This window comes from Marivita sp., assembly GCF_022763305.1.
Lineage (GTDB): Bacteria > Pseudomonadota > Alphaproteobacteria > Rhodobacterales > Rhodobacteraceae > Marivita.
Genome location: NZ_JALEGT010000079.1, coordinates 59,840 through 84,250, shown reverse-complemented (window position 1 = coordinate 84,250; position 24,411 = coordinate 59,840). Strand labels below are relative to the sequence as shown.

At 64.6% G+C, this 24,411-nt stretch carries 27 protein-coding genes; 23 read left to right on the top strand and 4 right to left on the bottom strand.

Annotation, left to right across the window (positions count from 1 at the left end; translation table 11 throughout):
- Positions 1-68 precede the first annotated feature (68 nt).
- The 4 genes from MRY75_RS15175 to rsgA all read right to left on the bottom strand — a co-directional run bounded on the left by MRY75_RS15175 (position 69) and on the right by rsgA (position 4,209).
- Positions 69-830 (bottom strand): enoyl-CoA hydratase/isomerase family protein, encoded by a 762-nt coding sequence (locus MRY75_RS15175; protein WP_292308843.1) that lies wholly within the window; start codon positions 828-830, stop codon positions 69-71.
- Positions 827-2,131 (bottom strand): phenylacetate--CoA ligase family protein, encoded by a 1,305-nt coding sequence (locus MRY75_RS15170; protein ID WP_292308842.1) that lies wholly within the window; start codon positions 2,129-2,131, stop codon positions 827-829. The genes MRY75_RS15175 and MRY75_RS15170 overlap by 4 nt, the downstream gene beginning before the upstream one ends.
- Entirely contained in the window at positions 2,128-2,679 is a 552-nt protein-coding gene (locus MRY75_RS15165) for a TetR/AcrR family transcriptional regulator (protein ID WP_292308931.1), read from the bottom strand. Before MRY75_RS15165 ends, MRY75_RS15170 begins: the two co-directional genes overlap by 4 nt.
- Before the next feature lie 492 nt (positions 2,680-3,171).
- Positions 3,172-4,209 carry a ribosome small subunit-dependent GTPase A gene (gene rsgA, locus MRY75_RS15160; RefSeq protein WP_292308841.1) on the bottom strand — a complete coding sequence of 346 codons (1,038 nt, stop codon included), beginning with the start codon at positions 4,207-4,209 and terminating at the stop codon, positions 3,172-3,174.
- 206 nt (positions 4,210-4,415) lie between these two features.
- Here rsgA and MRY75_RS15155 point away from each other — a divergent pair, with 206 nt between their 5' ends.
- From MRY75_RS15155 to cysE, 23 genes are all read left to right on the top strand, one after another.
- On the top strand, positions 4,416-5,222 hold the full coding sequence (locus MRY75_RS15155; protein WP_292308840.1) for a glycosyl transferase: 807 nt from the start codon (positions 4,416-4,418) through the stop codon (positions 5,220-5,222).
- Positions 5,223-5,583: 361 nt separating this feature from the next.
- The gene (fabF, locus tag MRY75_RS15150; RefSeq protein WP_292308839.1) at positions 5,584-6,846 is read left to right on the top strand and encodes a beta-ketoacyl-ACP synthase II; all 1,263 of its coding nucleotides are present in this window, start codon (positions 5,584-5,586) and stop codon (positions 6,844-6,846) included.
- Positions 6,847-6,849: 3 nt separating this feature from the next.
- Positions 6,850-8,010, top strand: coding sequence for an endolytic transglycosylase MltG (gene mltG / locus MRY75_RS15145; RefSeq protein WP_292308838.1), 1,161 nt, complete (start codon positions 6,850-6,852; stop codon positions 8,008-8,010).
- Between the two features lie 31 nt (positions 8,011-8,041).
- Entirely contained in the window at positions 8,042-8,785 is a 744-nt protein-coding gene (locus MRY75_RS15140; RefSeq protein ID WP_292308837.1) for a sulfite exporter TauE/SafE family protein, read from the top strand.
- A gap of 245 nt (positions 8,786-9,030) precedes the next feature.
- Positions 9,031-9,378 carry a hypothetical protein gene (locus MRY75_RS15135; protein WP_292308836.1) on the top strand — a complete coding sequence of 116 codons (348 nt, stop codon included), beginning with the start codon at positions 9,031-9,033 and terminating at the stop codon, positions 9,376-9,378.
- The gene (locus MRY75_RS15130; RefSeq protein WP_292308835.1) at positions 9,260-10,663 is read left to right on the top strand and encodes a terminase family protein; all 1,404 of its coding nucleotides are present in this window, start codon (positions 9,260-9,262) and stop codon (positions 10,661-10,663) included. Before MRY75_RS15135 ends, MRY75_RS15130 begins: the two co-directional genes overlap by 119 nt.
- 271 nt (positions 10,664-10,934) lie before the next feature.
- Positions 10,935-12,110 (top strand): phage portal protein, encoded by a 1,176-nt coding sequence (locus MRY75_RS15125; protein ID WP_292308834.1) that lies wholly within the window; start codon positions 10,935-10,937, stop codon positions 12,108-12,110.
- Entirely contained in the window at positions 12,103-12,330 is a 228-nt protein-coding gene (locus MRY75_RS15120) for a hypothetical protein (protein WP_292308833.1), read from the top strand. The genes MRY75_RS15125 and MRY75_RS15120 overlap by 8 nt, the downstream gene beginning before the upstream one ends.
- 11 nt (positions 12,331-12,341) lie before the next feature.
- Complete coding sequence (locus MRY75_RS15115) at positions 12,342-12,884, top strand: HK97 family phage prohead protease (RefSeq protein ID WP_292308930.1); 543 nt, start codon at positions 12,342-12,344, stop codon at positions 12,882-12,884.
- Between the two features lie 29 nt (positions 12,885-12,913).
- Entirely contained in the window at positions 12,914-14,095 is a 1,182-nt protein-coding gene (locus MRY75_RS15110) for a phage major capsid protein (protein WP_292308832.1), read from the top strand.
- Positions 14,096-14,263: 168 nt separating this feature from the next.
- Positions 14,264-14,857, top strand: a complete 594-nt coding sequence (locus MRY75_RS15105) for a head-tail connector protein (protein WP_292308831.1) — start codon at positions 14,264-14,266, stop codon at positions 14,855-14,857.
- Positions 14,854-15,192 carry a head-tail adaptor protein gene (locus MRY75_RS15100; protein WP_292308830.1) on the top strand — a complete coding sequence of 113 codons (339 nt, stop codon included), beginning with the start codon at positions 14,854-14,856 and terminating at the stop codon, positions 15,190-15,192. Before MRY75_RS15105 ends, MRY75_RS15100 begins: the two co-directional genes overlap by 4 nt.
- Entirely contained in the window at positions 15,189-15,599 is a 411-nt protein-coding gene (locus tag MRY75_RS15095; protein WP_292308829.1) for a DUF3168 domain-containing protein, read from the top strand. The genes MRY75_RS15100 and MRY75_RS15095 overlap by 4 nt, the downstream gene beginning before the upstream one ends.
- A gap of 46 nt (positions 15,600-15,645) precedes the next feature.
- On the top strand, positions 15,646-16,062 hold the full coding sequence (locus MRY75_RS15090; protein WP_292308828.1) for a phage major tail protein, TP901-1 family: 417 nt from the start codon (positions 15,646-15,648) through the stop codon (positions 16,060-16,062).
- Positions 16,063-16,064: 2 nt separating this feature from the next.
- The gene (locus MRY75_RS15085) at positions 16,065-16,385 is read left to right on the top strand and encodes a gene transfer agent family protein (RefSeq protein WP_292308827.1); all 321 of its coding nucleotides are present in this window, start codon (positions 16,065-16,067) and stop codon (positions 16,383-16,385) included.
- Entirely contained in the window at positions 16,382-16,576 is a 195-nt protein-coding gene (locus MRY75_RS15080; RefSeq protein WP_292308826.1) for a rcc01693 family protein, read from the top strand. Before MRY75_RS15085 ends, MRY75_RS15080 begins: the two co-directional genes overlap by 4 nt.
- Complete coding sequence (locus tag MRY75_RS15075) at positions 16,569-17,219, top strand: phage tail tape measure protein (RefSeq protein WP_292308825.1); 651 nt, start codon at positions 16,569-16,571, stop codon at positions 17,217-17,219. Before MRY75_RS15080 ends, MRY75_RS15075 begins: the two co-directional genes overlap by 8 nt.
- Positions 17,220-17,231: 12 nt before the next feature.
- Positions 17,232-17,864, top strand: a complete 633-nt coding sequence (locus tag MRY75_RS15070) for a DUF2460 domain-containing protein (RefSeq protein ID WP_292308824.1) — start codon at positions 17,232-17,234, stop codon at positions 17,862-17,864.
- A complete protein-coding gene (locus MRY75_RS15065) occupies positions 17,861-18,748 on the top strand; it encodes a DUF2163 domain-containing protein (protein ID WP_292308823.1) in 888 nt (295 codons plus the stop codon). The genes MRY75_RS15070 and MRY75_RS15065 overlap by 4 nt, the downstream gene beginning before the upstream one ends.
- On the top strand, positions 18,745-19,188 hold the full coding sequence (locus MRY75_RS15060) for an NlpC/P60 family protein (RefSeq protein ID WP_292308822.1): 444 nt from the start codon (positions 18,745-18,747) through the stop codon (positions 19,186-19,188). Before MRY75_RS15065 ends, MRY75_RS15060 begins: the two co-directional genes overlap by 4 nt.
- 3 nt (positions 19,189-19,191) lie before the next feature.
- Entirely contained in the window at positions 19,192-23,133 is a 3,942-nt protein-coding gene (locus MRY75_RS15055; protein ID WP_292308821.1) for a glycoside hydrolase/phage tail family protein, read from the top strand.
- Positions 23,130-23,471 carry a hypothetical protein gene (locus MRY75_RS15050; RefSeq protein WP_292308820.1) on the top strand — a complete coding sequence of 114 codons (342 nt, stop codon included), beginning with the start codon at positions 23,130-23,132 and terminating at the stop codon, positions 23,469-23,471. Before MRY75_RS15055 ends, MRY75_RS15050 begins: the two co-directional genes overlap by 4 nt.
- A gap of 75 nt (positions 23,472-23,546) precedes the next feature.
- Positions 23,547-24,356, top strand: coding sequence for a serine O-acetyltransferase (gene cysE / locus MRY75_RS15045; protein ID WP_292308819.1), 810 nt, complete (start codon positions 23,547-23,549; stop codon positions 24,354-24,356).
- The last annotated feature ends 55 nt before the right edge of the window (positions 24,357-24,411 follow it).

The window sequence follows — 24,411 nt, the reverse complement described above, 5'->3', positions numbered from 1 at the left end:
CGATCCGCCGTTTTGCAAACTTTCTTGATCGCCACCGCGTCAACACCAAAGCATGTTCTGCGCAAAGTTTAGAAATCCTTGAGAAGTCGCGTCGTTTCCGGGTCGAGGAACCCTGCAACGGTCGCTTCTGTTTCCAGTTGAAGCGCTTGGTGCAGCCCGCCGGCCATTGCCTGATTCAGCACACGTTTCATTGCCCGGGTGGAGAGCGTTGGAAGCGACGCCAGTTTCGTTGCAACCGCTTCTGCTTCGACCAGCAGTTCATCATCCGGCACCACCTTCCAGGCGACGCCGATCTCGTGCAGTTCAGCGGCAGAATAACGCTGCCCGAGGAAGAGCATCTCGCGTGCTTTCACCGGGCCGACAATCGCGGGCAAGATCGAGGTCACCGCACCCGTCACGAAGAGGTTGAGCGAAACCTCGGGAAAAAAACCCTTGGCGCTTTCCGCCCAGATCGGAAAATCGCAATTGATTGCCCATTCGAAACCACCGCCGACGGCCCAGCCATTGATCGCGCCGACCACCGGTTTTGCCCCCATGACGATGGCAACGGTCGCGCGCTGGATCGCGTCGACGACGGCACGGGCGTCTTCTTCGGTCTCAGGGTGCACATGCTCGTGCCTGTCATCCCCCGCACAGAACGCGCGCCCTTCACCGGTCAAGATTATGGCCCGCGTTCCGGGGTCGCGATTGGCGTCGTCGAACGCGACCGAGATCTCGTCGATCAGGCGTCGGTTCATCGCGTTCATGGCATGCGGCCGGTTCAGGGAAATCGTCCTGACACCATCGGCCGTCACGTCCGAGCGGATGGTGTCATAGGTAAAGCTCGTCATTCATAGCTCCTGATCACACGTTTCGTTTTGCCTTCGGTGCGCGGGAATGTTCCATGAGGGACGATCTTCACCTTGATGGTCGCTCCCAGCTTTTGCTTGAAGCGCTCTTCCATACGCCGGGATAGCGTGCCGTCATCCTGTCTGCCTGCGGCCAGCTCGGCGTGCACGGGCAACACGTCATAAGGGGGCGGCGCGTTCAGAACGATCCGGTAGTCGCCCGACATTTCGTCAAAGCTTGTCACGATGGCGGCCACCATGGTGGGAAACATGTTCAGCCCCCGCACGACCACCATGTCGTCCGACCGACCGACCACTCTGAACCGGAACCCGGCGCAACCGCAGGCACAGGTGTCCGTGTTCTCAACTCGGATGATGTCACCCGTCCGGAACCGAACCAGCGGCTGGCATTCACGACTGAGATGGGTCAGCACCAGCTCTCCCTCAGTGCCGGCCACAGCCTGCTTTGGTGTGCCGTTGTCTGGATCGATCAGTTCCACATGCAGCACATCATGAGCCACGAAATGCAGTGCGGTGTCGTGTGCGCATTCGGACGCGAAATTGCAAAACACATCCGAAACGCCGTAATTCGCGTTGCGCGGCTGCATCCCCCAGGTGTCGCTCAGGCGTTTGCGGAAGGCCGGATCGTCGATGCCGGGCTCGCCCCCGAACAGGCCCAGCTTCAGCCCGAGATCACGGGGGGAGAGATGCGGGAATTTCTGGGTGATCACCTGTTCCAGAACGGCGGGATAGGAGGGCGTGCAGGAAATCGCCGTGATCCCGGTTTCCAATATCGTATTGATCAGCAACTCGGTCGACCCGACGCCGAACGGAACGACGGTTGCGCCTGTGCGCTCCAGCGTGAGGTGGTCGGTGAGCCCGCCCATCCACATCTGATAATTCAGGCAGTGGACGACCATCGTGCCTGCTTTCAAGCCTGCCAGTGATTGCGCGCGCCCACCGACGATTTCGGTGATGTTGCAATCCTGCGCGCTCATGGCGAGGTTCATCGCCTGACCGGTGGTTCCCGATGTCCGGTGCAGCCGGCTGACCTTTTCGGGTGCTGCTGCGAGGTAGTCACCAAAAGGGGGCGACGCAGGCTGCGACAGTCGCAGCCCCGCCTTGTCCGAGAACGGCAATTTGGCGATGTCCTCGAGCCGTGTGGGCGGTTTCTGCCCATCCCAAAGCCTTTGGTAAAACGCCGAGTTTTCGGCGACATAGGCGCTTTGCCGTTCCCAGGCGCGCTGTCGGTGTTCGGCGATGTCATCCAGTGGCAGCATGTGCCCGTCGCGCAGCAAGCTCATTCCTGCATGCCTTTCATCCAGAGTGTTGTAAGGGTCGAAATCACAGCGTCAGGATCCTGCGAGATCGCGGCAATCCACGGGTCCTCGGTCACAAAGAGGGCGGTCAAATACTGATCGACCATGCCGCCAAGCGCATAAGCCCGGCGCATCAGTTCGTCTTCGGTGGACTGTCCGATCTTGTTCTGCCTTTTCAGGGCGCGGACGACGGTTTTCGCCCAGTCGTTGTTGAGACGCTGGAATGCAGCCCGCGCCTCGGGGAAGGCGTCGATGCCCATGACGAGGCATTTCATCAACCCGGCATTCGCCTGGAACAGGGTGTAATAGGCCGCCGTTGTATCCCGGACGGGGTCCTCGCCCTGGCGCGCGGCCGACCGCATCCGGATTTGAACGTAGTCGACAAAGAGGCCAAGGACCTCTGACAGGAGTGTGTTCAGATTTTCAAAGTAGACGTAGAATGTCCCGTGTGCGACGCCTGCCGCCTTGCACAGCCCCGAAACTGTGAGGCGATCAAATGGCTCCGAAGCAAGACGCCGCGCGCAGGTGACCATCAAGTCCGTGCGAGTGCGCTCTCCCTTGCGTAGGTTTTCACGATCGCCAGCCAGCCAATCGCAAAACGCACTCTGACCGCCTTGGTGGCCCACAGGGAGAGTTGAAAGACTGTTCATTCTCTTGTTGGTCTCCGGACGACGACATGACGCGCTGAGCACGTCTCAAGGATTGGCCGGTCGACACGTGCCGAGACGATGGGTCTGTTTGCGCCAAGACGTTTGCGACGCTCTGCAACTCAGCAACCTGTCGACCGAAATCAGGTTGCCTAAAAAATGAAACTGATGTCAATTTTATTTTTGTCTCGATTTTGAAATGTGCTGTCAGGCTAAATCGGACTAGACTCTGACAGGACAGAAGGCGACGGCTTCTGGCTCGGCGCCGATCTGGTGGAACCCAGCAGCCTTGGGCTTATGGCAGCGATTGCGTTTTCCGCGAGTGTTTCTTCGATTGGGCGGTCACGGAAGAGCGGGCCTTGCGACCCGCTGATTTGATCAGTCCTCGTACCCGCGTTTGTAGCGGGTTTTCGTGCTCATCGCCTCTTTTACAACCCGGCCAAAGGATTTCTGACGGGCGCGGGCGGCGGCGATGGTTTCCGAATTGTATTGATCCTCGCGCCGCAGTTTCTGCCAGCGGTCCAGCCGGTCAGGGTCGAGCGTGCCATCGGCCAAGGCGGCCTTGACCGCGCAGCCGGGTTCCGTGTCATGCGCGCAGTTGGTGAACTTGCACTGGGCGGCGAGGGTTTCGATGTCGTCGAAGAGCTCCTCCAGACCGTCGCTGGTGCCTGAAAGCTGCAACTCGCGCATCCCCGGCGTGTCGATCAGCCAGCCACCGGCCAGCGTGGGGCGCAGGGCGCGGTGCGTGGTGGTGTGGCGGCCCTTGGCGTCGTCCTCGCGGATGCCTTGGGTCGCTTCTTTCTCGCCGGTGAGCGCGTTGCGCAGGGTGGTTTTGCCGACACCTGACGACCCAAGGAGGGCCAGGGTTTGCGCGGTGCTGCACCATGCGTTGAGGCGCGCCACATCTTCGGGGTCCTTGGCGTTGACGGTGATGGCGGTGACCAGCGGGGACAGGCGTTCGGCCTGCCGTTTGAAGCTGTCGGGGTCATCGCAGAGATCGGCCTTGGTCAGGATCACCAGCGGCAGCGCGTTCGAGGCCAGCGCCAGCGCCAGATAGCGTTCCAGCCGCGCGACGTTGAAATCGGCGTTGCACGAGGTGACAAGGCCCACGGTGTCGACATTGGCCGCGATGCGCTGTGCGCCCACGGCGTGACCCGCCGCGCGGCGGTGCAGGTCGGTGACGGGGTCGAGCCGGCGGAGCGCGCTGGTGCCGTCGGTCAGCACCCAGTCGCCCACGGCATAGGCCCCGGCGCTGTCGGTGGGGATGAGCCTCAGATCGCCCGCCTCGGAGAGCGCGATGAGCTGGCTGCGATGCACCTCGGAGATGCGGGCGGGGGTGAGGGACGCGTCGTCTTCGGTAAGCTGACGCGCGAAACGGTCCGACCATCCGAGGTCGGTCAGGGTATATGTGGTCAAGGGAGTCGTCCTGTCGCTGAGAAACCTGCCCCGATGGGGCGTTCAAAGGGTCCGGGTGCGGCGATCAGCCGGACACCCGCAGGGTGCGCACAATCTCCATCATGTCCTCCTGCATCTCAGCTTCGGTTGATGGGCAGTATAGGCGGCGGATGCGCGGGGGCCAAGCGGCATCTGGTCATTCGCGCAAACCGTTGCTAAGCGGACGCATGACCATGCCATCTCATGCCACTGTCGCCTGTATCAAATGGGGCACGCTGTTCGGGCCGGATTATGTGAACCGGCTTTATTCCGGCGTGCGGCGCAACCTGTCCTGCCCGGTGCGATTTCTGTGCATGACGGAACATGCCGAGGGGCTGCATCCCGACATCGAGGTTCTCGATCTGCCGGTCGAGCCGTTCGCCGAGCCGATGGCGGCGGCTTTGAAGGTGGCGAACCGGCAGGGGGCGATGCGCAAGGTGTCGCTGTTCAAGCCGGGACTGATCCCCGATCTGGACGGGCCGGTTCTGGGGTTCGATCTGGATGTGGTGATCACCGGGTCGCTGGATGATCTGCTGACCGTGGCTCCGGGGCATGTGGTGATGCGCCATGACTGGACCGAGGCGCGCAAGGGGCGGCCTACAGGGCACGGGTCGGTGTTTCGGTATGATCCGGCGGTGCACGGGTTTCTGTATAACGACTTGGCGGCGGATGCCTATCGCGAGGTCGAGATCGCGCGGGGGTCGGAGCAGCGCTATACCTCGCACAAGGCAATGGAGAACGAGGTTTTCACCTATATTCCAGGGAATTGGGTGGTGAGCTTCAAGTATGACTGCAACCCGTTTCCGGGCAATTACCTGCATCCCGCGCGCTTGCCTGAGGACGCGCGGGTGGTGTGTTTTCACGGGCGACCCAAGATGCCCGAGGCGGTGGCGGGGTATCGCGGATCGCTGATCCGCTATGCCAAGCCGACGCGGTGGTTGCAGGAACATTGGATCGACCGGGCGAAGGCGGATCTGGGGGATCGCTGGGGATAGGCGGACGATGCGTCGACGCATCGTTTGTTTCCGTTGACGGAAACAGCGGCTTGGTGACCGTGGGTGGGGGGCACCGCGTCGACGCGGTGCATGTTTCCGTTGACGGAAACAGGGCGCTGCCGGATCGGGTTCACGGCGTAACGCGTCGACGCGGTGCATGTTTCCGTTGACGGAAACACGGTCTCGGGCGGCGGTTTTCAGTGCAGGATGCGTTGACGCATCCATCGTTTCCGTTGACGGAAACGGGCGGGCGGACATCAGGCAAAGCGGCAAGAATGCCCCGCCATACGGGTGGAGTCTTGCGGGCGCTGGCGCGAACGGGGTAAGAGCGGGCAAGAGCATTCGAGGGAAGGGCAACACCATGCGTCGAGTAGTTGTGACGGGCTTGGGATTGGTGACACCGTTGGCGGACGGGGTCGAGGCGAGTTGGTCGCGCATTCTGGACGGGCAGTCCGGGGCGGGCACGATCACCAAGTTCGACGCAAGCCATCTGGCCACGACCTATGCCTGCGAAGTGCCTTATGGCGATGGCTCGGACGGGACGTTCAACCCCGACGCCTATCTTGAGAAAAAAGAACAGCGCAAGGTCGACGAGTTCATCCTCTTCGGCATGGCGGCGGCACAACAGGCGGTGACGGATGCGGGCTGGATGCCCGAGGACGAGGAAAGCCGGTTGCGCACGGGCGTCATGATCGGCTCGGGGATCGGTGGTCTGAACTCCATCGCCGAAACCGCGCTCTTGATCCGCGACAAGGGCCCGCGCCGGGTGTCGCCGTTCTTTATTCCGGGCGCGCTGATCAACCTGATTTCGGGCAATGTGTCGATCAAGTACGGCTTCAAGGGGCCGAACCATGCGGTTGTGACGGCCTGTTCGACCGGTGCGCACGCGATCGGGGATGCGGCGCGGTTGATCATGTTCGGGGATGCGGACGTGATGGTGGCCGGTGGGGCCGAGGCTGCGATTTCCGAGATCGGGATTGCCGGGTTCAACGCCTGCAAGGCGCTGTCGACCAAGCGTGGCGATGATCCCAAGGCAGCGAGCCGTCCTTACGATGCGGACCGCGATGGGTTTGTCATGGGCGAAGGCGCGGGCATTGTGGTGCTTGAGGAATACGAGCACGCCAAGGCGCGCGGGGCGAAGATCTATGCCGAGGTCTGCGGGTATGGCCTGTCGGGCGATGCCTATCACATTACGGCCCCCTCCGAAGACGGTGAAGGTGGCGAGCGGTCGATGCGCGCGGCTCTGAAACATGCTGGGCTGGAGCCTGCGGATATCGACTACATCAATGCGCATGGCACCTCGACCATGGCGGATGTGATCGAACTGGCCGCGGTCGAGCGGATGATGGGCGATGCGGCAGGCAAAGTGACGATGTCGTCAACCAAGTCGGCCACGGGACACCTTTTAGGGGCAGCGGGTGCGATCGAGGCGATTTTCTCGATCCTTGCGATCCGCGATCAGGTGGCGCCGCCGACCTTGAACCTTGATACCCCTGCGGTCGACACGGCTGTGGATCTGGCACCCAAGGTCAAGCGCGAGCGCGAGATCCGCTATGCGCTGTCCAACTCATTTGGCTTCGGCGGCACCAATGCCAGCGTCATCTTCGGAAAGGTGGATCGCTAAACCATGTGGCGTCACATCGCGTCCAATGCGCTGACCTTTCTGGTCGTGCTCGTCTTCCTGCTGGGCGGCGTCCTTCTGTGGGCGCAGAACGAATATGCGTCCGAAGGCCCGTTGGAACAGGCGATCTGCGTGCAGGTGGATCGGGGCAGCAACTTCCGGGCCGTGTCCGAAGACTTGGCGGCGGATGGCGCGGTGTCGAGCGCGGCCCTGTTGCGGATCGGGGCGGACTATGCCGGCAAGACCCAGCAACTGAAGGCGGGATCGTTCCTTGTGCCGGAAGGTGCATCCATGGAGCAGATCGTCGACATCGTCACGCGTGGGGGGGCCAGCACCTGTGGCACGGAGGTTGTCTACCGGGTGAGCATCGCACGGGCGACCGTGCAGGTGCGCGAGCTTGATCCGGCGACGGGCCGGTTTGTCGAGATTGCCGAATTCAACCCGGCGGAGGATGCCGTTCCGGAGGACTACACGCGGGTGAAGGCGGAACCGGACACGCGGTATCGTGTGGCGCTGGCGGAAGGTGTGACCAGTTGGCAGATCGTGCAGGAACTCAACCAGATCGATGTGCTGGAGGGGGAGATTGCCGATATTCCGGCCGAGGGGTCTTTGGCTCCGGACAGCTACGAGATCATGCCGGGCACCGACCGGACGGAGCTTTTGGCGCGAATGGAGTCGGCGCAGGAGCGCATCCTGGCCGAGGCCTGGGCGAACCGGCAGGATGGGTTGCCCTATGAAAGCCCGGAGGAGGCGCTGATCATGGCGTCGATCATCGAGAAGGAAACCGGCACGCCAGACGAGCGGTTTCTCGTGGCCAGCGTGTTCGTCAACCGCCTCGAGCAGGGCATGCGGCTTCAGACCGACCCGACGGTGATCTATGGCATCACGCGCGGGCAGGGTGTGTTGGGCCGTGGCATCCGGCAGAGCGAATTGCGGGCGGAGACGCCGTGGAACACCTATGTGATCGACGGTTTGCCGCCGACGCCCATTGCCAATCCGGGACGCGCGGCTATCGAGGCGGCGCTCAATCCGGACGATACGGATTACATCTTCTTCGTGGCCAAGACGCTGGATCCTACGGATGGGCACAATTTCGCGGTGACGCTGGCCGAGCACAACGCCAATGTGGCGGCCTACAGGGCGCTTGAAGCGCAGCGGGAGAATTGAGCCCGCGCCGCTCTGACCCGACGGAGGCGGTATGAGCCCTGTCGAGTTGCTGCTGATCGGAGCGGTTGTCTTTGTCGTGGCCGGGTCCGTGAAGGGGTTGGTTGGCATCGGGTTGCCCACGGCGGCGATCAGTATGCTGACCATGGTGATCGACCCACGGACGGCCATTGCGCTGGGGCTGGTGCCGATTGTCGTGTCGAATGCGTGGCAGGTCTGGACAATGGGAGACATCCGGGGCGCGTTCGCGCGCTACTGGCTTTTTGCCGCGGCGTTGGGGGGCAGCGTCTTTGTTACGGTGATCCTGTCGGCCGAGGTCTCTGACCGCGTGATCTTCCTTGCCTTGGGCATATCCATCGTGTCCTTTGCCGTGCTGAACCTGCGGTTCACCATGCCGCGGCTGCCGGACCGGTTCGACAAGATCGGGCAACTGGGCTTTGGCACGGCCGGGGGGATTCTGGGCGGGTTGTCCGGGGTCTGGGTGGCCCCGGTCATCATGTACATGAGCGCGCGGCAGGTGCCGAAGGACGAGTTCGTTCGGGCGGTAGGGCTGCTCTTGTTCATCGGCGGGGTGCCCTTTGCGCTGGCCTATGTGCAGCAAGGCTTTCTGACGCCGGAGCTGGGCGTTCTCTCGCTTGTTCTGGTGATGCCGACGCTGCTGGGTTTCACGCTTGGCGCCAAGCTGCGGTCGCGGTTTTCGAACGAAGGCTTCCGCAAGCTTGTGCTTTACGTGTTCCTGATTCTCGGGCTGAACCTGCTGCGGCGGGGGATTTTCTGAGCCGCCCGCCTTGTGGTTAAGAAAACCTGAATCACTTCAATTTGTGAACCACTCATGGGTTTGGTGCCTCGAGGTGCGGACCCTTGCGCATGTCTTAAGGCTCCGCACGGCGCGTTAGGCACTTCTTACCTGTTCAAGGGTCTTTTGCTTCGTGCCTGCTAGGCATCAACAGGTCGCGAGATGTTCCGGGATCTGCCGGTGCGTCGATGGACGGAGATCCATTCAGCACAGGAGGCAGGGATCGCATGGTACTGATCACTGCAGAAGAGACGGGCGGCGCGCTTGAAGCCGAGCGCGACGCCATTGCGCAGGAGTTGCGGACCATCCGGGAGATGGTGGCGCGTCTGCGCATGAAGGTGGAGGCCGGTGAAACGGGGACCGCGACCGAAGCGGCCAAGACGCTGGCCGATCTGCGGGCCTGGCTGAAACACGCCAAGGAAACGGAGGTTCAGATTGAAAGACATCGCCGAGAACATGCCGCCATCGAAGGAGCCTACGGGCTCGACCTCGACGCGGCGCGGGTTGCGGTCAGGTGCCGACTTGATCGCCTCCGCGCCTGTTGCCGAGAAGGAAGCGTTTCTGACCAGCCTTGAGGAGGTGCCCGGAGCGCTGTTGGCGCTGCCGTATCTGTTCGACTTCTGGGCCCATCCGCATCAGCTGCCTCCCAAGGGCAATTGGCGCGCCTGGGTGATCCTTGGCGGGCGCGGCGCGGGCAAGACCCGCGCCGGGGCCGAATGGGTGCGCTCCGAGGTGGAAGGCGCGCGTCCACGGGACACAGGCCGGGCGCGCCGCGTGGCCCTTGTGGGCGAAACGCTCGATCAGGTGCGGGAAGTGATGATCTTTGGGGACAGCGGGATCATGGCCTGTTCGCCGCCGGATCGACGACCGGACTGGCTGGCCACGCGGTGGGTGCTGCGATGGCCGAACGGGGCCGAAGCGGTTGCGTGTTCTGCCCATGATCCGGACTCGCTGCGGGGTCCGCAATTCGACGCCGCGTGGGTGGACGAGTTGGCGAAATGGAAACGGGCGCAGGAGGCGTGGGACATGTTGCAGTTCACGCTGCGGCTGGGAAAGCATCCCCGCATGTGTGTCACGACGACACCGCGGAACCTGAAGCTGCTGCGCAATCTGCTTGCGGCGCCGTCCACCGCTGTGACGCGGGCACCGACAGAGGCGAACCGGGCGTATCTTGCGTCGTCCTTTCTTGACGAAGTGCGGGCGCGCTATGCGGGCACGCGGCTGGGACGGCAGGAGCTGGACGGGGATTTGCTGGAGCAGGCGGACGGGGCTCTCTGGACGATGGAGGCGCTGGAGCACGCACGCTGTTCGATCCTGCCGCGCTTTGATCGCGTAGTGGTGGCGGTCGATCCGTCCGCTTCGAGCGGTAAGGGGTCGGATGCCTGCGGTATCGTCGTGGCGGGTGTCGTGAGCGCCGGGCCTCCGCAGGATTGGCGGGCGGTCGTGCTTGAAGATTGCACCTTACAAGGCGTGTCGCCGCTGGTCTGGGCGCGGCGCGCGATCACCGCGATGGAACGCTGGGGGGCGCAGGCGCTGGTGGCCGAGGTCAATCAGGGGGGTGACATGGTCGAGGCCGTGTTGCGGCAGGTCGATCCACTGGTGCCGGTTGTGCGGGTGCATGCGTCGAAGTCCAAGAGCGCGCGGGCGGAGCCGGTGGCTGCGCTCTACGAGCAGGGGCGGGTGACGCATCATGGGGTGTTCGACGCGCTGGAGGACGAGATGTGCCAGATGACGCGGCTGGGCTATCAGGGGGCCGGGTCTCCGGACCGGCTGGATGCGCTGGTCTGGGCCTTGACCGATCTTGTGATCGCGCGGGCGGCAGAGTGGCGTGTGCCGCGGGTGCGGACGCTGCAACGGTGAGCGCACGCAATGGTTTCCAGCCGTTAACCTTTGATCGGTAGGGTGGATTTCATCGACGGGCGCAGGTGGCACCGCGCCTCGGATTTTTTGGACGGACCGGTGATCTGGGAGCGGAGCGGGGCGCTGGCCCGGGCTGTGGAGAAAGACGCCGTGTCTGGCGCGGCCGGGGACCAGCGGGGTCGGGTCTCCGGCGGGTGGCCGGTCGGGACGGTTCGAGAGACCGTTCCGGCCGTGCCGGAACTGAAACGGGATTTGCGAGGAGCGTGGCAGCATGGTGTGGAACATCTTTCGACGAGAGCGAAAGGACGCGGCGCGGCCAGAGGCGAAGGCCAGCGCCACCGGACCGGTCGTGGCCTGGCAGAACATGGGCCGCGTGGCCTGGTCGGCGCGGGATACCGGCAGTCTGACGCGGACGGGATTTACCGGAAACCCGGTGGGGTTTCGGGCGGTCAAGCTGATTGCGGAGGCGGGCGCTGCGGTGCCTTTGGTCTTGCAGGACGCCAGCCAGCGGTACGAGATGCATCCGGTGTTGGAGCTGTTGCGCCGTCCGAACCCGGCGCAGGGACAGGCGGAGCTGTTCGAGGCATTCTACGGGCAGTTGCTCTTGTCCGGGGACGGGTATTTCGAGGCTGTGGGTGCGGGCGGTGTGCCCGGCGAGCTGCATGTGCTGCGGTCTGACCGGATGAAGCTGGTGCCGGGATCGGATGGTTGGCCTGTGGCCTATGACTATGGGGTCGGTGGCAAGTCGCATCGGTTCGAAATGAGCGAGGACGCGCCGCCGATCTGCCATGTGAAGGCGTTTCACCCGCAGGACGATCACTACGGGCTGAGCCCGATGGTGGCGGCGGCTCAGGCGCTCGACGTGCACAATGCGGCGTCGCGATGGTCCAAGGGATTGTTGGACAATGCCGCACGGCCCTCGGGGGCAATCGTCTATCGCGGTACGGACGGCATGCCGGGCATGGGGTCCGAGCAATATGACCGGCTGGTCGAGGAGATCGAGAGCCACCATATGGGTGCGCGCAATGCTGGCCGGCCGATGCTGCTGGAGGGTGGTCTGGACTGGAAACCAATGGGGTTTTCGCCCTCGGACATGGAGTTTCAGAAAACCAAGGAAGCGGCGGCGCGGGAGATTGCCGTGGCGTTCGGGGTTCCGCCGATGCTGCTTGGGATTCCCGGTGAGGCGACATTCGCCAATTATGCCGAGGCGCATCGGGCGTTCTACCGGCTGACGGTGCTGCCGCTGGTGTCCCGGGTGACAGCGGCCTTGTCGGCCTGGCTGTCCGAGCATGCGGGGCAGGCGGTGGTGCTGAAACCCGATCTGGATCAGGTGCCCGCGTTGGCGGCGGAACGCGATGCGCAATGGGCGCGGGTGTCGCGGGCGGAGTTTTTGACGGCGGCGGAGAAGCGCGCGCTGCTGGGTTTGCCGGTGCTGGCCGATGGGTGAGGCGCGCGGGGGATACGAGCCGTTCGATTGTGCGCCTGCGCTGCGGCTGGAGGCACATGAACGGCTGACATTGTTGCGCTTCGAAGGGATCTCGGGGCGGCTGGACCGGATCGAGGCACTGATCGAGCGGTTGGAGCGGCGGGTGTGGCTGGCGGTCTATGGCGTGGCGGCGGCGGTGCTGGCGGATGTGTTCCTGAAGTTCGTTCAGGTGACGCCATGAGGGAGATTGGGATGGATCTGGAGTGGAAGTTCTGCCGGTTCGATGCGGATGTGACCGTGACGGATGGCTGTGTGATCGAAGGCTATGCATCGCGTTTCTGGCAGTGCGATCAGGGGAATGATATCGTGGTATCAGGGGCTTATGCGGCGTCGTTGAAGCGGTTGGCCGAGAGTGGGCGTGCCGTCAAGATGCTGTGGCAGCACGATCCGGCGCAGCCCATCGGCATCTGGGATGAGGTGCGCGAGGATGGCACGGGGCTTTATGTGAAGGGCCGGTTGCTGGACAGCGTCGCACGGGGTCGGGAGGCGGCGGCATTGGTGGCGGCGGGGGCGATTGACGGGCTGTCGATCGGCTATCGCACCAAGGCGGCGACCAAGGACAAGCAGGGCCGCAGGGTTCTGACGGAACTGGAGCTGTGGGAGGTGTCGCTGGTGACCTTCCCGATGCTGCCCAGTGCGCGGGTGGCGGCCAAGGGGGAGACCCCTGTGGAGGCCGATCTGCGCGAGATGGTGCGCCTGATCGAAGAGGCGCGCCGGACATTGGTGGACGGCTAGGGCCACCCTTCGGAAATGGGAAAAACGGGATGAGTGAGACCGGGACAATGTTGCGGCACGGGGAAGATGTGTCTCCGTTCACGCAGGTGGGGGCCGCCTTGGCTGGTCTGGTGGGCGACATTCGCCGCCAGCGGGATGACTTCGGGAAAAAGCTTCAGGAACAGGAAGAGCGAATGACAAAGATCGAGACAAAGACAGGGTTTGCCGGGCGACCGGCTCTGGCGGGCGGTATGCGCAGCGATGACCTGCATTATCAGGCGTTCGACGCCTATCTGCGCACGGGCGATGATGACGGGCTGCGCGGGTTGGAGATGGATGTGAAATCCATGTCCTCGGCGGTCAACAGCGATGGCGGGTTTCTGATCGACCCGGTGACGTCGGACACCATTCAGGGCGTGCTGAAGAGCAGCGCGTCGCTTCGGGCGGTGGCCACGGTCGTGCATGTCGAGGCGTCGAGCTATGACGTGCTGATCGACCAGGGCAATGCGGGTGCAGGCTGGGCGGACGAGGTTGCCTCGCGGTCGGAAACCGGAACGCCAACCATCGACCGCATTTCAATCAAGCTGCACGAACTGAGTGCGATGCCGAAGGCAAGCCAGCGGTTGCTGGACGACACGGCCTTTGACATCGAGACGTGGCTGGCGGGCAAGATTGCGGACACGTTCTCTCGGGCGGAGGCGGGTGCGTTCATCACCGGGGATGGCAATGACAAACCCAAGGGATTTCTGACTCACCCGGCGGTCGACAACGCGATCTGGAGCTGGACCAATATCGGGTACGTTCCAACAGGTGTGGATGGGTCTATCGGCAATGGCGATGCGCTGATCGAACTGGTCTATGCGCTGGGGGCGGAATACCGCGCCAATGCGAGTTTCGTGATGAACTCCAAGACGGCGGGCACCCTGCGCAAGCTCAAGGATGCGGATGGGCGCCACCTGTGGTCGGACGGGTTCACCAGCGGAGAGCCTGCGCGTCTGCTGGGCTATCCGGTGCTGATTGCCGAAGACATGCCGGACATTGCGACAGGGGCGGATGCGATTGCCTTTGGCGACTTCCGCGCGGGCTACACGATTGCGGAACGTCCCGATCTGCGCGTGCTGCGCGATCCGTTCAGCGCCAAGCCGCATGTGCTGTTTTACGCGACAAAGCGGGTGGGCGGCGATGTGAGCGATTTCGCGGCCATCAAGCTGCTGCGCTTCGCTGTCGCCTGATCGGTGATGGCGGACATGGGGAGGGCGGTGCGGGCCGTCTTCCTCATGGGGCGCGCGCCGGAGTGCCGGCGTTGTCTAGCCGCTCCCTCCGTCCGAGCAGCGGCCGCGGCGCGCGTCCGACAACTGACTGGCCTCTGAGCACGGGACAGGGTTTGCGGAGAAGACAAGATGTATTTGATTGAAGAGAGCCAGATCCCCGAGGCGGCCCTGCCGGTGGCGCGGTTGCGGGACCATCTGCGGATGGGCAGCGGGTTTGTCGAGGACGGGCTGCAGGATGGCCTGCTGGGCGGGTTTCTGCGGGCGGCGATGGCGGCGGTCGAGGCGCGGACGGGCAAGGCGCTGTTGGTGCGGGATTTTCTGTGCAGTCTGCACCGTTGGCGGGATGTCACTGGCCAGGCGATCCCGATTGCGCCGGTCCGCGCGGTCACGCAGGTGACCCTTGTCGATGTTTTTGGCGCAGGCGCGGTGGTTGATGTCTCGCGTTATGCGCTCTTGCCGGACGGGGAGGCCCCCAGGCTGGTGCCGGTCGGGGCGTGTCTGCCGTCCATTCCCGAACATGGGAGCGCGGAGATCCGGTTCCGGGCGGGGATCGCCGAAGCCTTTGGCGATCTGCCGGCCGATCTGGCACAGGCGGTGATGCTGCTGGCGGCGCATTACTACGAATACCGCGACGAGACCGCGCTGGGACAGGGGTGCATGCCGTTCGGAGTGACGAGCCTGATTGCGCGCTATCGCCCGGTGCGGTTGGGGTTTGGTGCATGAGCGGGCCGAGGCTGACATCGAAGCTGGTGCTGGAGCGGCTGGACGCGGTGCCCGATGGCGCGGGCGGGATGCATGAAAGCTGGGTCGTGCTGGGCGTGCTCTGGGGTGAGGTGAAGCCCCGGTCCGGGCGGGAAAGTGTCGGTGAGGCCGGGCAGGTGTCGGTAACCGGGTTTCGGGTTCTGGTGCGGGGAGCGCCGCAGGGCCAGTCCGTGCGGCCGTTGCCGGAGCAGCGGTTTCGGGATGCGTCGCGGGTGTTTCGGATCAATTCGGTGACCGAGGCCGATCCCGGAGGGCGGTTCCTGGTCTGCCTCTGCGACGAGGAGGTGGCGACATGAGCTATGCGGTGGCGGCGGCGTTGCAGGGGGCTGTGTATCAGCGCTTGCAGAGTGACGCGGGGCTTTCGGTGCTGGTGGGTGACCGGGTCTATGACGCAGTGCCGAAAGGGCGGTTGCCGGACCTCTATGTGGCGCTTGGCCCGGAGAAGGCGGTGGATGCCAGTGACAAGACAGGGCGCGGGGCGTGGCACGAGTTTGTGGTCTCGGTGATCTCGGACGATGCGGGGTTTCAGGCCGCCAAGGAGGTGTCTGCGGCGGTGTGTGACGCGCTGATCGACGCCGAGTTGGTGTTGGACCGGGGCCGGTTGGTGGCGCTGACCTTCAAGCGGGCGGTGGCGCAGCGCGAAAAGGCGGGACGGCGCAGGATCGATCTGACCTTCCGGGCGCGGGTCGAGGACGACGCCTGAGGGCGTTTCGGATTTCCAGAGAATTTCCAGACAGGGAGTGTGGGCGATGGGTGCTCAGAACGGGAAAGACCTCTTGATCAAGGTCGATGTGGATGGCAGCGGCACGTTTGAGACGCTGGCAGGACTGCGGGCGACGCGGATCAGTTTCAATGCGGAAGCGGTGGATGTGACCTCGCTTGAGAGCGAGGGCGGGTGGCGCGAATTGCTGGCCGGTGCGGGCGTGCGGAGCGTCGTGATCTCGGGTGCGGGGGTGTTCAAGGATGCCAGCACGGATGAACGGGCGCGGCAGATTTTCTTCGACAGCCAGACGCCTGCGTTTCAGGTGATCATCCCCGATTTCGGCGTGGTGCAGGCACCGTTTCAGGTGACCGGACTGGAATATGCCGGTTCGCATAATGGCGAGGCGACATATGAGTTGTCGCTGGCGTCAGCCGGCGTTGTGGCGTTCACGGCGGCGGCGTGAGCATGGCGAACCCCTGGCGCGGAGAGGTGTCGTTGGTGATCGACGGCGAGCCGCATGTTCTGCGGCTGACGCTGGGGGCGCTGGCGGAACTGGAAGCGGGGATGGGCGCGGACACGCTGGTCGATCTCGTGGCACGCTTCGAGGGCGGGGGCTGTTCGAGCCGGGATGTGCTGGCGCTGATCGTCGCCGGGCTGCGCGGCGGGGGCTGGCGCGGGACTGCGGCGGATTTGCTGGCGGCGGAGATCGAGGGCGGGCCGCTGGCGGCGGCGCGGGTGGCGGCGGAGCTGTTGGCGCGGGCGTTCACGCCGGTGGGCGAGGCGTGAGCCGGTTCGACTGGCCGGCCTTGCTGTGTGCGGGGGTGCGCGGGTTGGGGCTGCGCCCAGCGGAGTTCTGGGCGCTGACACCAGCGGAGTTGCATCTGCTGCTGGGGGGCGGGGATGCGCCACTGGGGCGGCGCGGGCTGGAGACGCTGATGGCAGCTTATCCGGACACACGGGGGGAACGGGATGATTGAGTTGGACGGGATCGACGGCTTCGAGGCGCAGGTGAGTGCTTTGGAAGAGGCGCTTGCGGGGGCGTCGAGCATGGCGGGTGGCTTTCAGGCCGAGATGGCGAAGGTACGGGAGTCCCTTTCAGAGACTGGCAAAGGCGCGGCCAAGCTGGAAGGTGCGCTGAACAGCGGATTGAGCCGGGCGATTGATGGGATTGTGTTTGACGGGATGAAGCTGTCGGATGCGCTGGGCACGATTGCGCAGTCGATGATCGGGGCAAGTTACCGCGCGGCGGTCAACCCGGTGAAGGAACATCTGAGCGGGATGGTGATGAAGGGGATCAGCAACCTGTTGCCGTTTGCCGATGGGGCGTCGTTTTCGCAGGGCCGGGTGATGCCCTTTGCGGATGGTGGCGTGGTGCATGGGCCGACGACATTTCCGATGCGGGGCGGTGTCGGTTTGATGGGTGAGGCTGGGCCGGAGGCGATCCTGCCGCTTGCGCGCGGGGCCGATGGCAAGCTGGGTGTGCGCGCGGGCGGTGGTGGGCGTGCAGTCAACGTGGTGATGAACATCTCGACCCCGGATGTGCAGGGGTTCCGGCGGTCGCAAAGCCAGATCGCGGCGCAGATGGGCCGGGTGCTGGGCTCGGGTCAGCGGAACCTGTGAGGAGGGCTTGCGATGCAGTTTCATGAGGTGCGGTTTCCGACGGCGCTGAGCTTTGGCTCGATCGGGGGGCCGGAGCGGCGGACGGATGTGGTGACGCTGGCGAGTGGGTTCGAGGAGCGGAACACGCCGTGGGCGCACTCGTGGAGGCGGTACGACGCGGGGATCGGGCTGCGGTCGATGGACGACATCGACACGCTGATCGCGTTCTTCGAAGCACGGCGCGGGCAGATGTACGGGTTTCGCTGGAAGGACTGGGCGGACTTCAAATCGTGCAAGCCATCGGCGCAGGTCTCGGCTACGGATCAGGTGATCGGGACCGGGGATGGCGTGGCGACCGAGTTTGCTTTGCGCAAGGCATATGCGTCGGGAGATGCGGTTTACGCGCGACCGGTGGCGAAGCCTGTCGTCGGGACGGTGCTGGTGGCGTTGGACGGGGCGGCGCAGGTCGAGGGGGCGGATTTCTCGGTCGATGTGGTGACAGGGGTTGTGTCGTTTGTAGCTGCGCCCTCGACGGGTGTCTTGGTGACGGCCGGGTTCGAGTTCGACGTTCCGGTGCGGTTCGACACGGATCGTATCCAGACCTCGGCTGCGACATTCCAGGCGGGTGAGGTGCCGGACGTGCCGGTGGTGGAGCTGCGGGTATGAGCGGGGCGGAGGCGCTTGCGGTGCATCTGGGGACGGGTGTCACCACGGTTGCGCGGGCCTGGGAGGTGCGGCGCAGGGATGGGCGGCGGTTCGGGTTCACGGATCATGATCTGGACCTGAGCTTCGACGGTCTGATGTTCCGCGCCGACACCGGCATGAGCGCGGCGGCGGTGCAGCAGGGCACAGGGCTGTCGGTGGACAACAGCGAGGCGATTGGCGCGCTGTCGGATGCCAGTGTGACCGAGGTGGACATCGCGGCAGGGCGTTTTGACGGGGCCGAAGTGACGGCGTGGCTGGTCAACTGGGCGGAAGTGTCGGCTCGCAAGGTGCTGTTTCGCGGATCGCTGGGTGAGATCACACGGAGCGGTGGTGCGTTCACGGCGGAATTGCGGGGGCTGACGGAGTGGCTCAACCGGCCTGTGGGGCGGGTGTACCAGGCGCCGTGTCTGGCGGTGCTGGGGGATGCGGCCTGTGGGTTGGATACCGAGACGGCGGGGTTTTGGGCTGAGGCGGTTATCCGGTCCGTGACGTCCAAGGGCGGATTGGCTCTGTCCGGGGCAAGCGGGTCTGCGGCGCAGTGGTTTCAGCGGGGTCGGTTGACAGTGCTGGACGGCGCGGCTGCAGGGCTTTGGGCGGTGATCAAGCGTGATGTGCTTTACGAGGACGGCGCGCGCGAGGTCGATCTGTGGGAGCCTTTGCGGGCGGCTGTCGCCGTTGGAGATCGGGTCAAACTGATCGCGGGCTGCGACAAGCGGTTCGAGACCTGTCGGGTGAAGTTCGACAATGTGATCAACTTTCAGGGCTTTCCGGACATTCCGCAGGAGGAGTGGGTGATGATCCATCCAACAGCAACGCGGTCACGCGGTGGCGGGAGCTTGCGGTGAGGAGCGAGGCTGTCGTCGCCGAGGCGCGGCGCTGGATCGGGACGCCTTATGTGCATCAGGCGAGTGTGCGCGGGGCTGGCACGGATTGTCTGGGCCTGCTGCGGGGCGTTTGGCGGGGGCTTTATGGGTGTGAGCCCTGTGCTCTGCCTGCCTACACGCCCGACTGGTCGGAGCCGCAGGGGGATGAGGTGCTGTGGCGGGGGCTTTCGCGGTTGCTGCGCGGCAAAGCGATTGAGGATGAAGCACCCGGCGATGTGATCTTGTTCCGGATGCGGGACCGTGGTGTGGCGAAACATCTGGGGCTTCAGACACGGATCGGGGCCGAGGCGCGGTTCCTCCATGCCTATTCGGGGCATGCGGTGGTGGAAACGGCGCTGAGCGCGCCCTGGCAGCGGCGCATCGTGGCGCGGTTTGCGTTCCCCGACATTCAGGAAGGATAGACGATGGCGACACTGGTACTTTCGGCGGCGGGCGCTGCGCTGGGCAGCAGCCTTGGCGGGTCGGTGCTTGGGCTGTCGATGTCGGCGGTGGGCCGGTTCGCCGGGGCCACCCTGGGACGGGCCATCGACCAGCGGGTGCTGGGGGGAGGTGCGCGGAGCATTGAGACCGGGCGGCTGGACCGGTTGCGGCTGAGCACGGCGGGCGAGGGACAGCCGATCCCGCAGATCTTTGGCCGGATGCGGGTGGGCGGGCACATCATCTGGGCGACGCAGTTCAAGGAACACGTGTCGAAATCCGGGGGTGGCAAGGGGCTGTCCGCGCAGCCGACGATCAAGGAATACAGCTATTCGGTGAGCCTTGCCGTGGCCTTGTGCGAGGGCGAGATCACCAGCGTGAACCGCGTCTGGGCGGATGGGGCCGAGGTGTCGGTGCCTGATCTGAACATGGTGGTCTATCCGGGGTCGCGTGACCAGTTGCCGGACCCGAAGATGGAGGCGGTCGAGGGCGTGGGGGCTGTGCCGGCCTATCGAGGCACGGCCTATGTCGTGTTCGAGGATCTGGACCTGAGCCGGTTCGGCAACCGGGTGCCTCAGTTCTCGTTCGAGGTGACGCGGCCCGTGCAGGACGATCCGGAGGACGTTCCTTTTGCGATCCGGGCGGTGGCGATGATCCCCGGAACGGGGGAGTATTCGCTGGCCACCGAGGCCGTGTCGCTGGATGCGGGCGCGGGCAAGTCCAATGTGGTCAATGTGAACAGCCCGTCTGATCGGCCGGATTTCGTCACATCGCTCAAGCATTTGCAGGACGAGGTGCCGGATTGCGGGGCGGTGTCGCTGGTGGTGAGCTGGTTCGGCAGTGACCTGCGCTGCGGCGCGTGCGTGATCCAGCCAAAGGTCGAGCAGACCGAGGCGGACAGTGCGGAGATGCCCTGGCAGGTGAGTGGGCTGGCGCGCGCCGATGCCGGGCTGGTGCCTGTCGAGGACGGGCGTCCGGTCTATGGCGGCACGCCGTGCGATGCGTCAGTCGTTCAGGCGATCCGGGACATGACCGCCAAGGGGCTGCAGGTGCTCTATTATCCGTTCATCCTGATGGAGCAGATGCCGGGGAACGGTTTGCCGAACCCGTGGACCGGGGAGGGAGAGCAGCCCAAGCTGCCGTGGCGCGGGCGGATTACGGCAAGTGTGGCGCCGGGGCAGGTGGGGGACCTGACAGGAACCAGTGCGATGGACGCCGAGGTGGCGGCGTTCTTTGGCGGTGCTCAGCTTGGCGATTTTGTCGTTGATGAGGATGTCATCTTTTATGCGCCGGGTGGTCTGATGCCCGGCGACGACCCTGAGGAAGAGGTGCCGCAGGATTGGGGCTATCGGCGGTTCATCCTGCATCAGGCGCATCTCTGTGCCGTTGCAGGCGGTGTGACCGCGTTCTGTATCGGGTCCGAGATGCGGAGCCTGACGCAGTTGCGCGGGGCGACGGGATTTCCTGCGGTCGAGGCGTTGCGGGTGCTGGCGGCAGACTGCCGGGCGATCCTCGGGCCGGGGGTGAAGATCGGCTACGCGGCGGATTGGTCGGAATATTTCGGCGCACATCCGCAGGATGGCAGCGGGGATCTCTATTTCCATCTCGATCCGCTTTGGGCCGATCCGAATATCGATTTCATCGGGATCGACAATTACATGCCGCTCTCGGATTGGCGGGATGGCGAGGATCACGCGGATGCCGCCTGGGGGGCGGTGCATGATCTTGACTACCTCAAGGCCAATGTGGCCGGGGGGGAGGGGTATGATTGGTACTACCCGTCGCAGGAGGCACGGGACCTGCAGCAGCGCGCGCCGATCACCGATGGGGCTTATGGCGAGCCGTGGGTCTGGCGTTACAAGGACATCCGCGCCTGGTGGTCGCAGCCGCATCACAACCGGGTGGGCGGCGTGCGGCAGGCTGTGCCGACGGCGTGGGTGCCGGAAAGCAAGCCGATCTGGTTCACCGAGATCGGCTGTGCAGCGGTCAACAAGGCAACGAATGAGCCGAACAAGTTTCTCGACCCGAAAAGTTCGGAAAGCACGTTGCCCGCCTATTCGAACGGGCTGCGGGATGAGTTGATCCAGCACCAGTATCTGCGCGCAATGCTGAGCTATTGGGGCGATCCGGCGAACAATCCGGTGTCGGGTGTCTATTCCGAGCCGATGATCGACATGGGGCGGGTGTTTGTCTGGGCCTGGGACGCGCGGCCCTATCCGTGGTTTCCGAACACCGACGAGATGTGGTCGGACGGGCCGAATTACCGACGCGGGCATTGGATCAACGGGCGTGTGTCGGGGCGGACATTGGCGTCGGTTGTGGCCGAGATTTGCGAACGCTCCGGGTTGCGGGACTATGACGTGAGCGCATTATACGGTTTTGTGCGCGGCTATCTTGCACCGGATGTATCGGATGCGCGGCGGGTGTTGCAGCCGCTTATGCTGGCCTACGGGTTCGATGCGATCGAGCGGGACGGTGTGGTGGTGTTCCGCAATCGCGATGGGGCGCGGGCGGTGTCCCTTGGGGTCAACCAGCTTGCCGCGCATGGCGATCTTGGGTCCGAAGTGGTGCAGAGCCGGAGCTCCGAGGCGGAAATGTCGGGGCGCGTTCGGTTGAACTTTGTCGAGGCGGATGGGGATTACCGCAACATCGCGGAGGAATCGGTGCTGCCTGACGAAGGGACACATGCTGTGGCCGAAAGCGAGGTGCCGCTTCTGCTGACGCGACCTGAAGGGCGGCAGGCGGTGGAACGCTGGCTGAGCGAGGCACGGGTGTCGCGCGATGCGGTGCGCTTTGCCCTGCCGTTGTCACAACATGCGCTGGGCGCAGGGGATGTGCTGAGGCTGCCGGCCGAGGCGGGCGACATGACCGTGCGCATCGACCGGGTGGAGCAGACGACCCATCAGTTGATTGATGCGGTGCGGATCGCGCCCGAGGTGTATCATCCGGCGGATTTCCCGGATGATCCGACGCCATCCCGGCGGTATGTGAGCTCTGGGCCGGTCCTGCCGCTGTTCCTTGATCTTCCGCTGATCACCGGCGATGAGGTGCCCCATGCGCCGCATCTGGCGGTGACGGCGGAGCCGTGGCCGGGGGATGTGGCGGTCTATGATGCGGCCCAGGATGCGGGCTATGCGCTGAACGGGCTTGTCGGAGTGGCGTCGACCGTCGGTGTCACCTTGACGCCCGTGCCACGTGCGCCGTCCGGACTGATCGACCATGCCACCGCAATCGAGGTGGCGTTGACCTCGGGCAGTCTGTCCTCGGTCAGCGACGCGGGGCTGTTGGCGGGGGCGAACCTTGCGGCGCTCGGGACCGGTGATCCGGCCGCATGGGAGCTGGTCCAGTTCCGGACGGCGGATTTGGCGGCACCCGGTGTCTGGCGGCTGTCGGGTCTGCTGCGGGGGCAGTTCGGGTCGGATGCTGCGATGCCGGATGTCCTGCCGAGTGGTGCGTATTTCGTGCTGCTCGACGGCACCCCGCGCCAGATTGCGGTGGCGGGATCGCAGCGCGGGTTGGTGCGGCATTACCGGATCGGGCCGGCGGACAAGGCCTATGATCATGCCGCGTATCGGCACGCGGTTCATGCCTTTGCCGGGATCGGGTTGCGGCCCTTGCGGCCTGTACATCTCAGGGCACAGCGTGTCGGCGAAGACGTGACGGTGTCGTGGGTGCGCCGGGGGCGGATCGCTGCGGATGGCTGGGATCTGCCGGAGATTCCGTTGGGAGAAGATCGTGAAGCCTATGGTTTGCGGGTTCTGTCCGGTGGGACGGTGCTGCGGCAGGTCGAGCTTGGGGCACCGAATTGGACTTATACGCGCGGGATGCAGTTGGCCGACGGGGTTGCGGGCCCGGTCGAGATCGAGGTCGCCCAGCTTTCGGACCGGTTTGGGCCGGGTCCGGGCGCACGGGTCGGGATCAGCCTGTGAGACCGGTGATCTACAACGATGTCCTGGCCGCCGTTTCGGTGGTGGCAGGACACCCGCCGGAGTGCCGGGCAACTGTGGCCACGGCATTGATCCGTGAGGCTGATCTGGCCGACGCGTACCGGCAGGCGCAGGGTGCCGCACATCCGGTTTTCGGGGATGGTAGCCTTGTGACAGCGGCGTTGCGTCACGGGCGCAGAGGACCGGTGTCGTTTCAGTGCCCCTGCGGGCTGGCGGCGTGGATTGCCGTTCTCGAGGCTCTTGCGGCGCGGGCTGCCCGGAGGTCTGATCAGGACCGGATATGTGCCTGCGGCGGGCCGTGCGGTCATTCCATCCCGTGAACGCTGTCATAACAGCTTTGCGTTTTTGATCTTTGATCCTATCTGCTACACTCTGCAGGTCAAAGGAGAGATCGCATGGCTGAAACACGCGCAAAACTCGCGGCAGTGGACCCGGTTTGGGCCCGTATCGTCAAGGAAGCGGACGAGGCGGTGGCCAAGGAACCGCTGCTAGGCGGCATGATTCACTATTCGGTGCTGCACCATCCCAGCCTCGAGCGGGCGCTGAGCTACCGGATTTCGCTCAAACTGGCGAATGGAGAGATGACCGAGCAGATCCTGCGCGAGATCTGTGACGAGGCCTTTGCCTCGGATCCGAGCCTTGCGATGGCGGCCCGCGCAGACATCGTGGCGGTCTACGAGCGCGATCCGGCCTGCCATCGGTTCCTGCAGCCGCTGCTGTATTTCAAGGGATTTCAGGCGATCCAGTGTTACCGCGTGGGCAACTGGCTCTGGCGGCAAGGGCGGACGGATCTGGCCTATTTTGTCCAGATGCGCTGTTCCGAGGCGTTTGGCGTCGACATCCACCCGGCGGCGAAGATCGGGCAGGGGATCATGATCGACCACGCCCATTCCATCGTGATCGGGGAAACGGCAGTTGTCGGCGACAACGTGTCGATGCTGCATTCCGTGACGCTGGGCGGCACCGGCAAGGAAGAGGAAGACCGTCATCCGAAGATCGGCGATGGTGTGCTGATCGGGGCCGGGGCCAAGGTGCTGGGCAATATCAAGGTGGGCAATTGCTCGCGCGTGGCGGCGGGATCGGTGGTGCTGGAAGAGGTGCCGCCCTGCAAGACCGTGGCGGGTGTGCCCGCGCGGATCGTGGGTGAGGCCGGGTGTTCGCAGCCTGCGATCAGCATGGATCAGATTTTGCGCTCCGGCGCGTAATGTTGGTTGGCGATGCGGTGACGCATCGCCTGTTTCCGGTGGCGGAAACAGGGGG

Coding starts and splice junctions, on each gene's coding strand:
- MRY75_RS15175 (WP_292308843.1), bottom strand. CDS start 830: ATGACGAGCTTTACCTATGACACCATCCGCTCGGACGTGACGGCCGAT.
- MRY75_RS15170 (WP_292308842.1), bottom strand. CDS start 2,131: ATGAGCTTGCTGCGCGACGGGCACATGCTGCCACTGGATGACATCGCC.
- MRY75_RS15165 (WP_292308931.1), bottom strand. CDS start 2,679: ATGGTCACCTGCGCGCGGCGTCTTGCTTCGGAGCCATTTGATCGCCTC.
- MRY75_RS15155 (WP_292308840.1), top strand. CDS start 4,416: ATGACCATGCCATCTCATGCCACTGTCGCCTGTATCAAATGGGGCACG.
- fabF (WP_292308839.1), top strand. CDS start 5,584: ATGCGTCGAGTAGTTGTGACGGGCTTGGGATTGGTGACACCGTTGGCG.
- mltG (WP_292308838.1), top strand. CDS start 6,850: ATGTGGCGTCACATCGCGTCCAATGCGCTGACCTTTCTGGTCGTGCTC.
- MRY75_RS15140 (WP_292308837.1), top strand. CDS start 8,042: ATGAGCCCTGTCGAGTTGCTGCTGATCGGAGCGGTTGTCTTTGTCGTG.
- MRY75_RS15135 (WP_292308836.1), top strand. CDS start 9,031: ATGGTACTGATCACTGCAGAAGAGACGGGCGGCGCGCTTGAAGCCGAG.
- MRY75_RS15130 (WP_292308835.1), top strand. CDS start 9,260: ATGCCGCCATCGAAGGAGCCTACGGGCTCGACCTCGACGCGGCGCGGG.
- MRY75_RS15125 (WP_292308834.1), top strand. CDS start 10,935: ATGGTGTGGAACATCTTTCGACGAGAGCGAAAGGACGCGGCGCGGCCA.
- MRY75_RS15120 (WP_292308833.1), top strand. CDS start 12,103: ATGGGTGAGGCGCGCGGGGGATACGAGCCGTTCGATTGTGCGCCTGCG.
- MRY75_RS15115 (WP_292308930.1), top strand. CDS start 12,342: ATGGATCTGGAGTGGAAGTTCTGCCGGTTCGATGCGGATGTGACCGTG.
- MRY75_RS15110 (WP_292308832.1), top strand. CDS start 12,914: ATGAGTGAGACCGGGACAATGTTGCGGCACGGGGAAGATGTGTCTCCG.
- MRY75_RS15105 (WP_292308831.1), top strand. CDS start 14,264: ATGTATTTGATTGAAGAGAGCCAGATCCCCGAGGCGGCCCTGCCGGTG.
- MRY75_RS15100 (WP_292308830.1), top strand. CDS start 14,854: ATGAGCGGGCCGAGGCTGACATCGAAGCTGGTGCTGGAGCGGCTGGAC.
- MRY75_RS15095 (WP_292308829.1), top strand. CDS start 15,189: ATGAGCTATGCGGTGGCGGCGGCGTTGCAGGGGGCTGTGTATCAGCGC.
- MRY75_RS15090 (WP_292308828.1), top strand. CDS start 15,646: ATGGGTGCTCAGAACGGGAAAGACCTCTTGATCAAGGTCGATGTGGAT.
- MRY75_RS15085 (WP_292308827.1), top strand. CDS start 16,065: ATGGCGAACCCCTGGCGCGGAGAGGTGTCGTTGGTGATCGACGGCGAG.
- MRY75_RS15075 (WP_292308825.1), top strand. CDS start 16,569: ATGATTGAGTTGGACGGGATCGACGGCTTCGAGGCGCAGGTGAGTGCT.
- MRY75_RS15070 (WP_292308824.1), top strand. CDS start 17,232: ATGCAGTTTCATGAGGTGCGGTTTCCGACGGCGCTGAGCTTTGGCTCG.
- MRY75_RS15065 (WP_292308823.1), top strand. CDS start 17,861: ATGAGCGGGGCGGAGGCGCTTGCGGTGCATCTGGGGACGGGTGTCACC.
- MRY75_RS15055 (WP_292308821.1), top strand. CDS start 19,192: ATGGCGACACTGGTACTTTCGGCGGCGGGCGCTGCGCTGGGCAGCAGC.
- cysE (WP_292308819.1), top strand. CDS start 23,547: ATGGCTGAAACACGCGCAAAACTCGCGGCAGTGGACCCGGTTTGGGCC.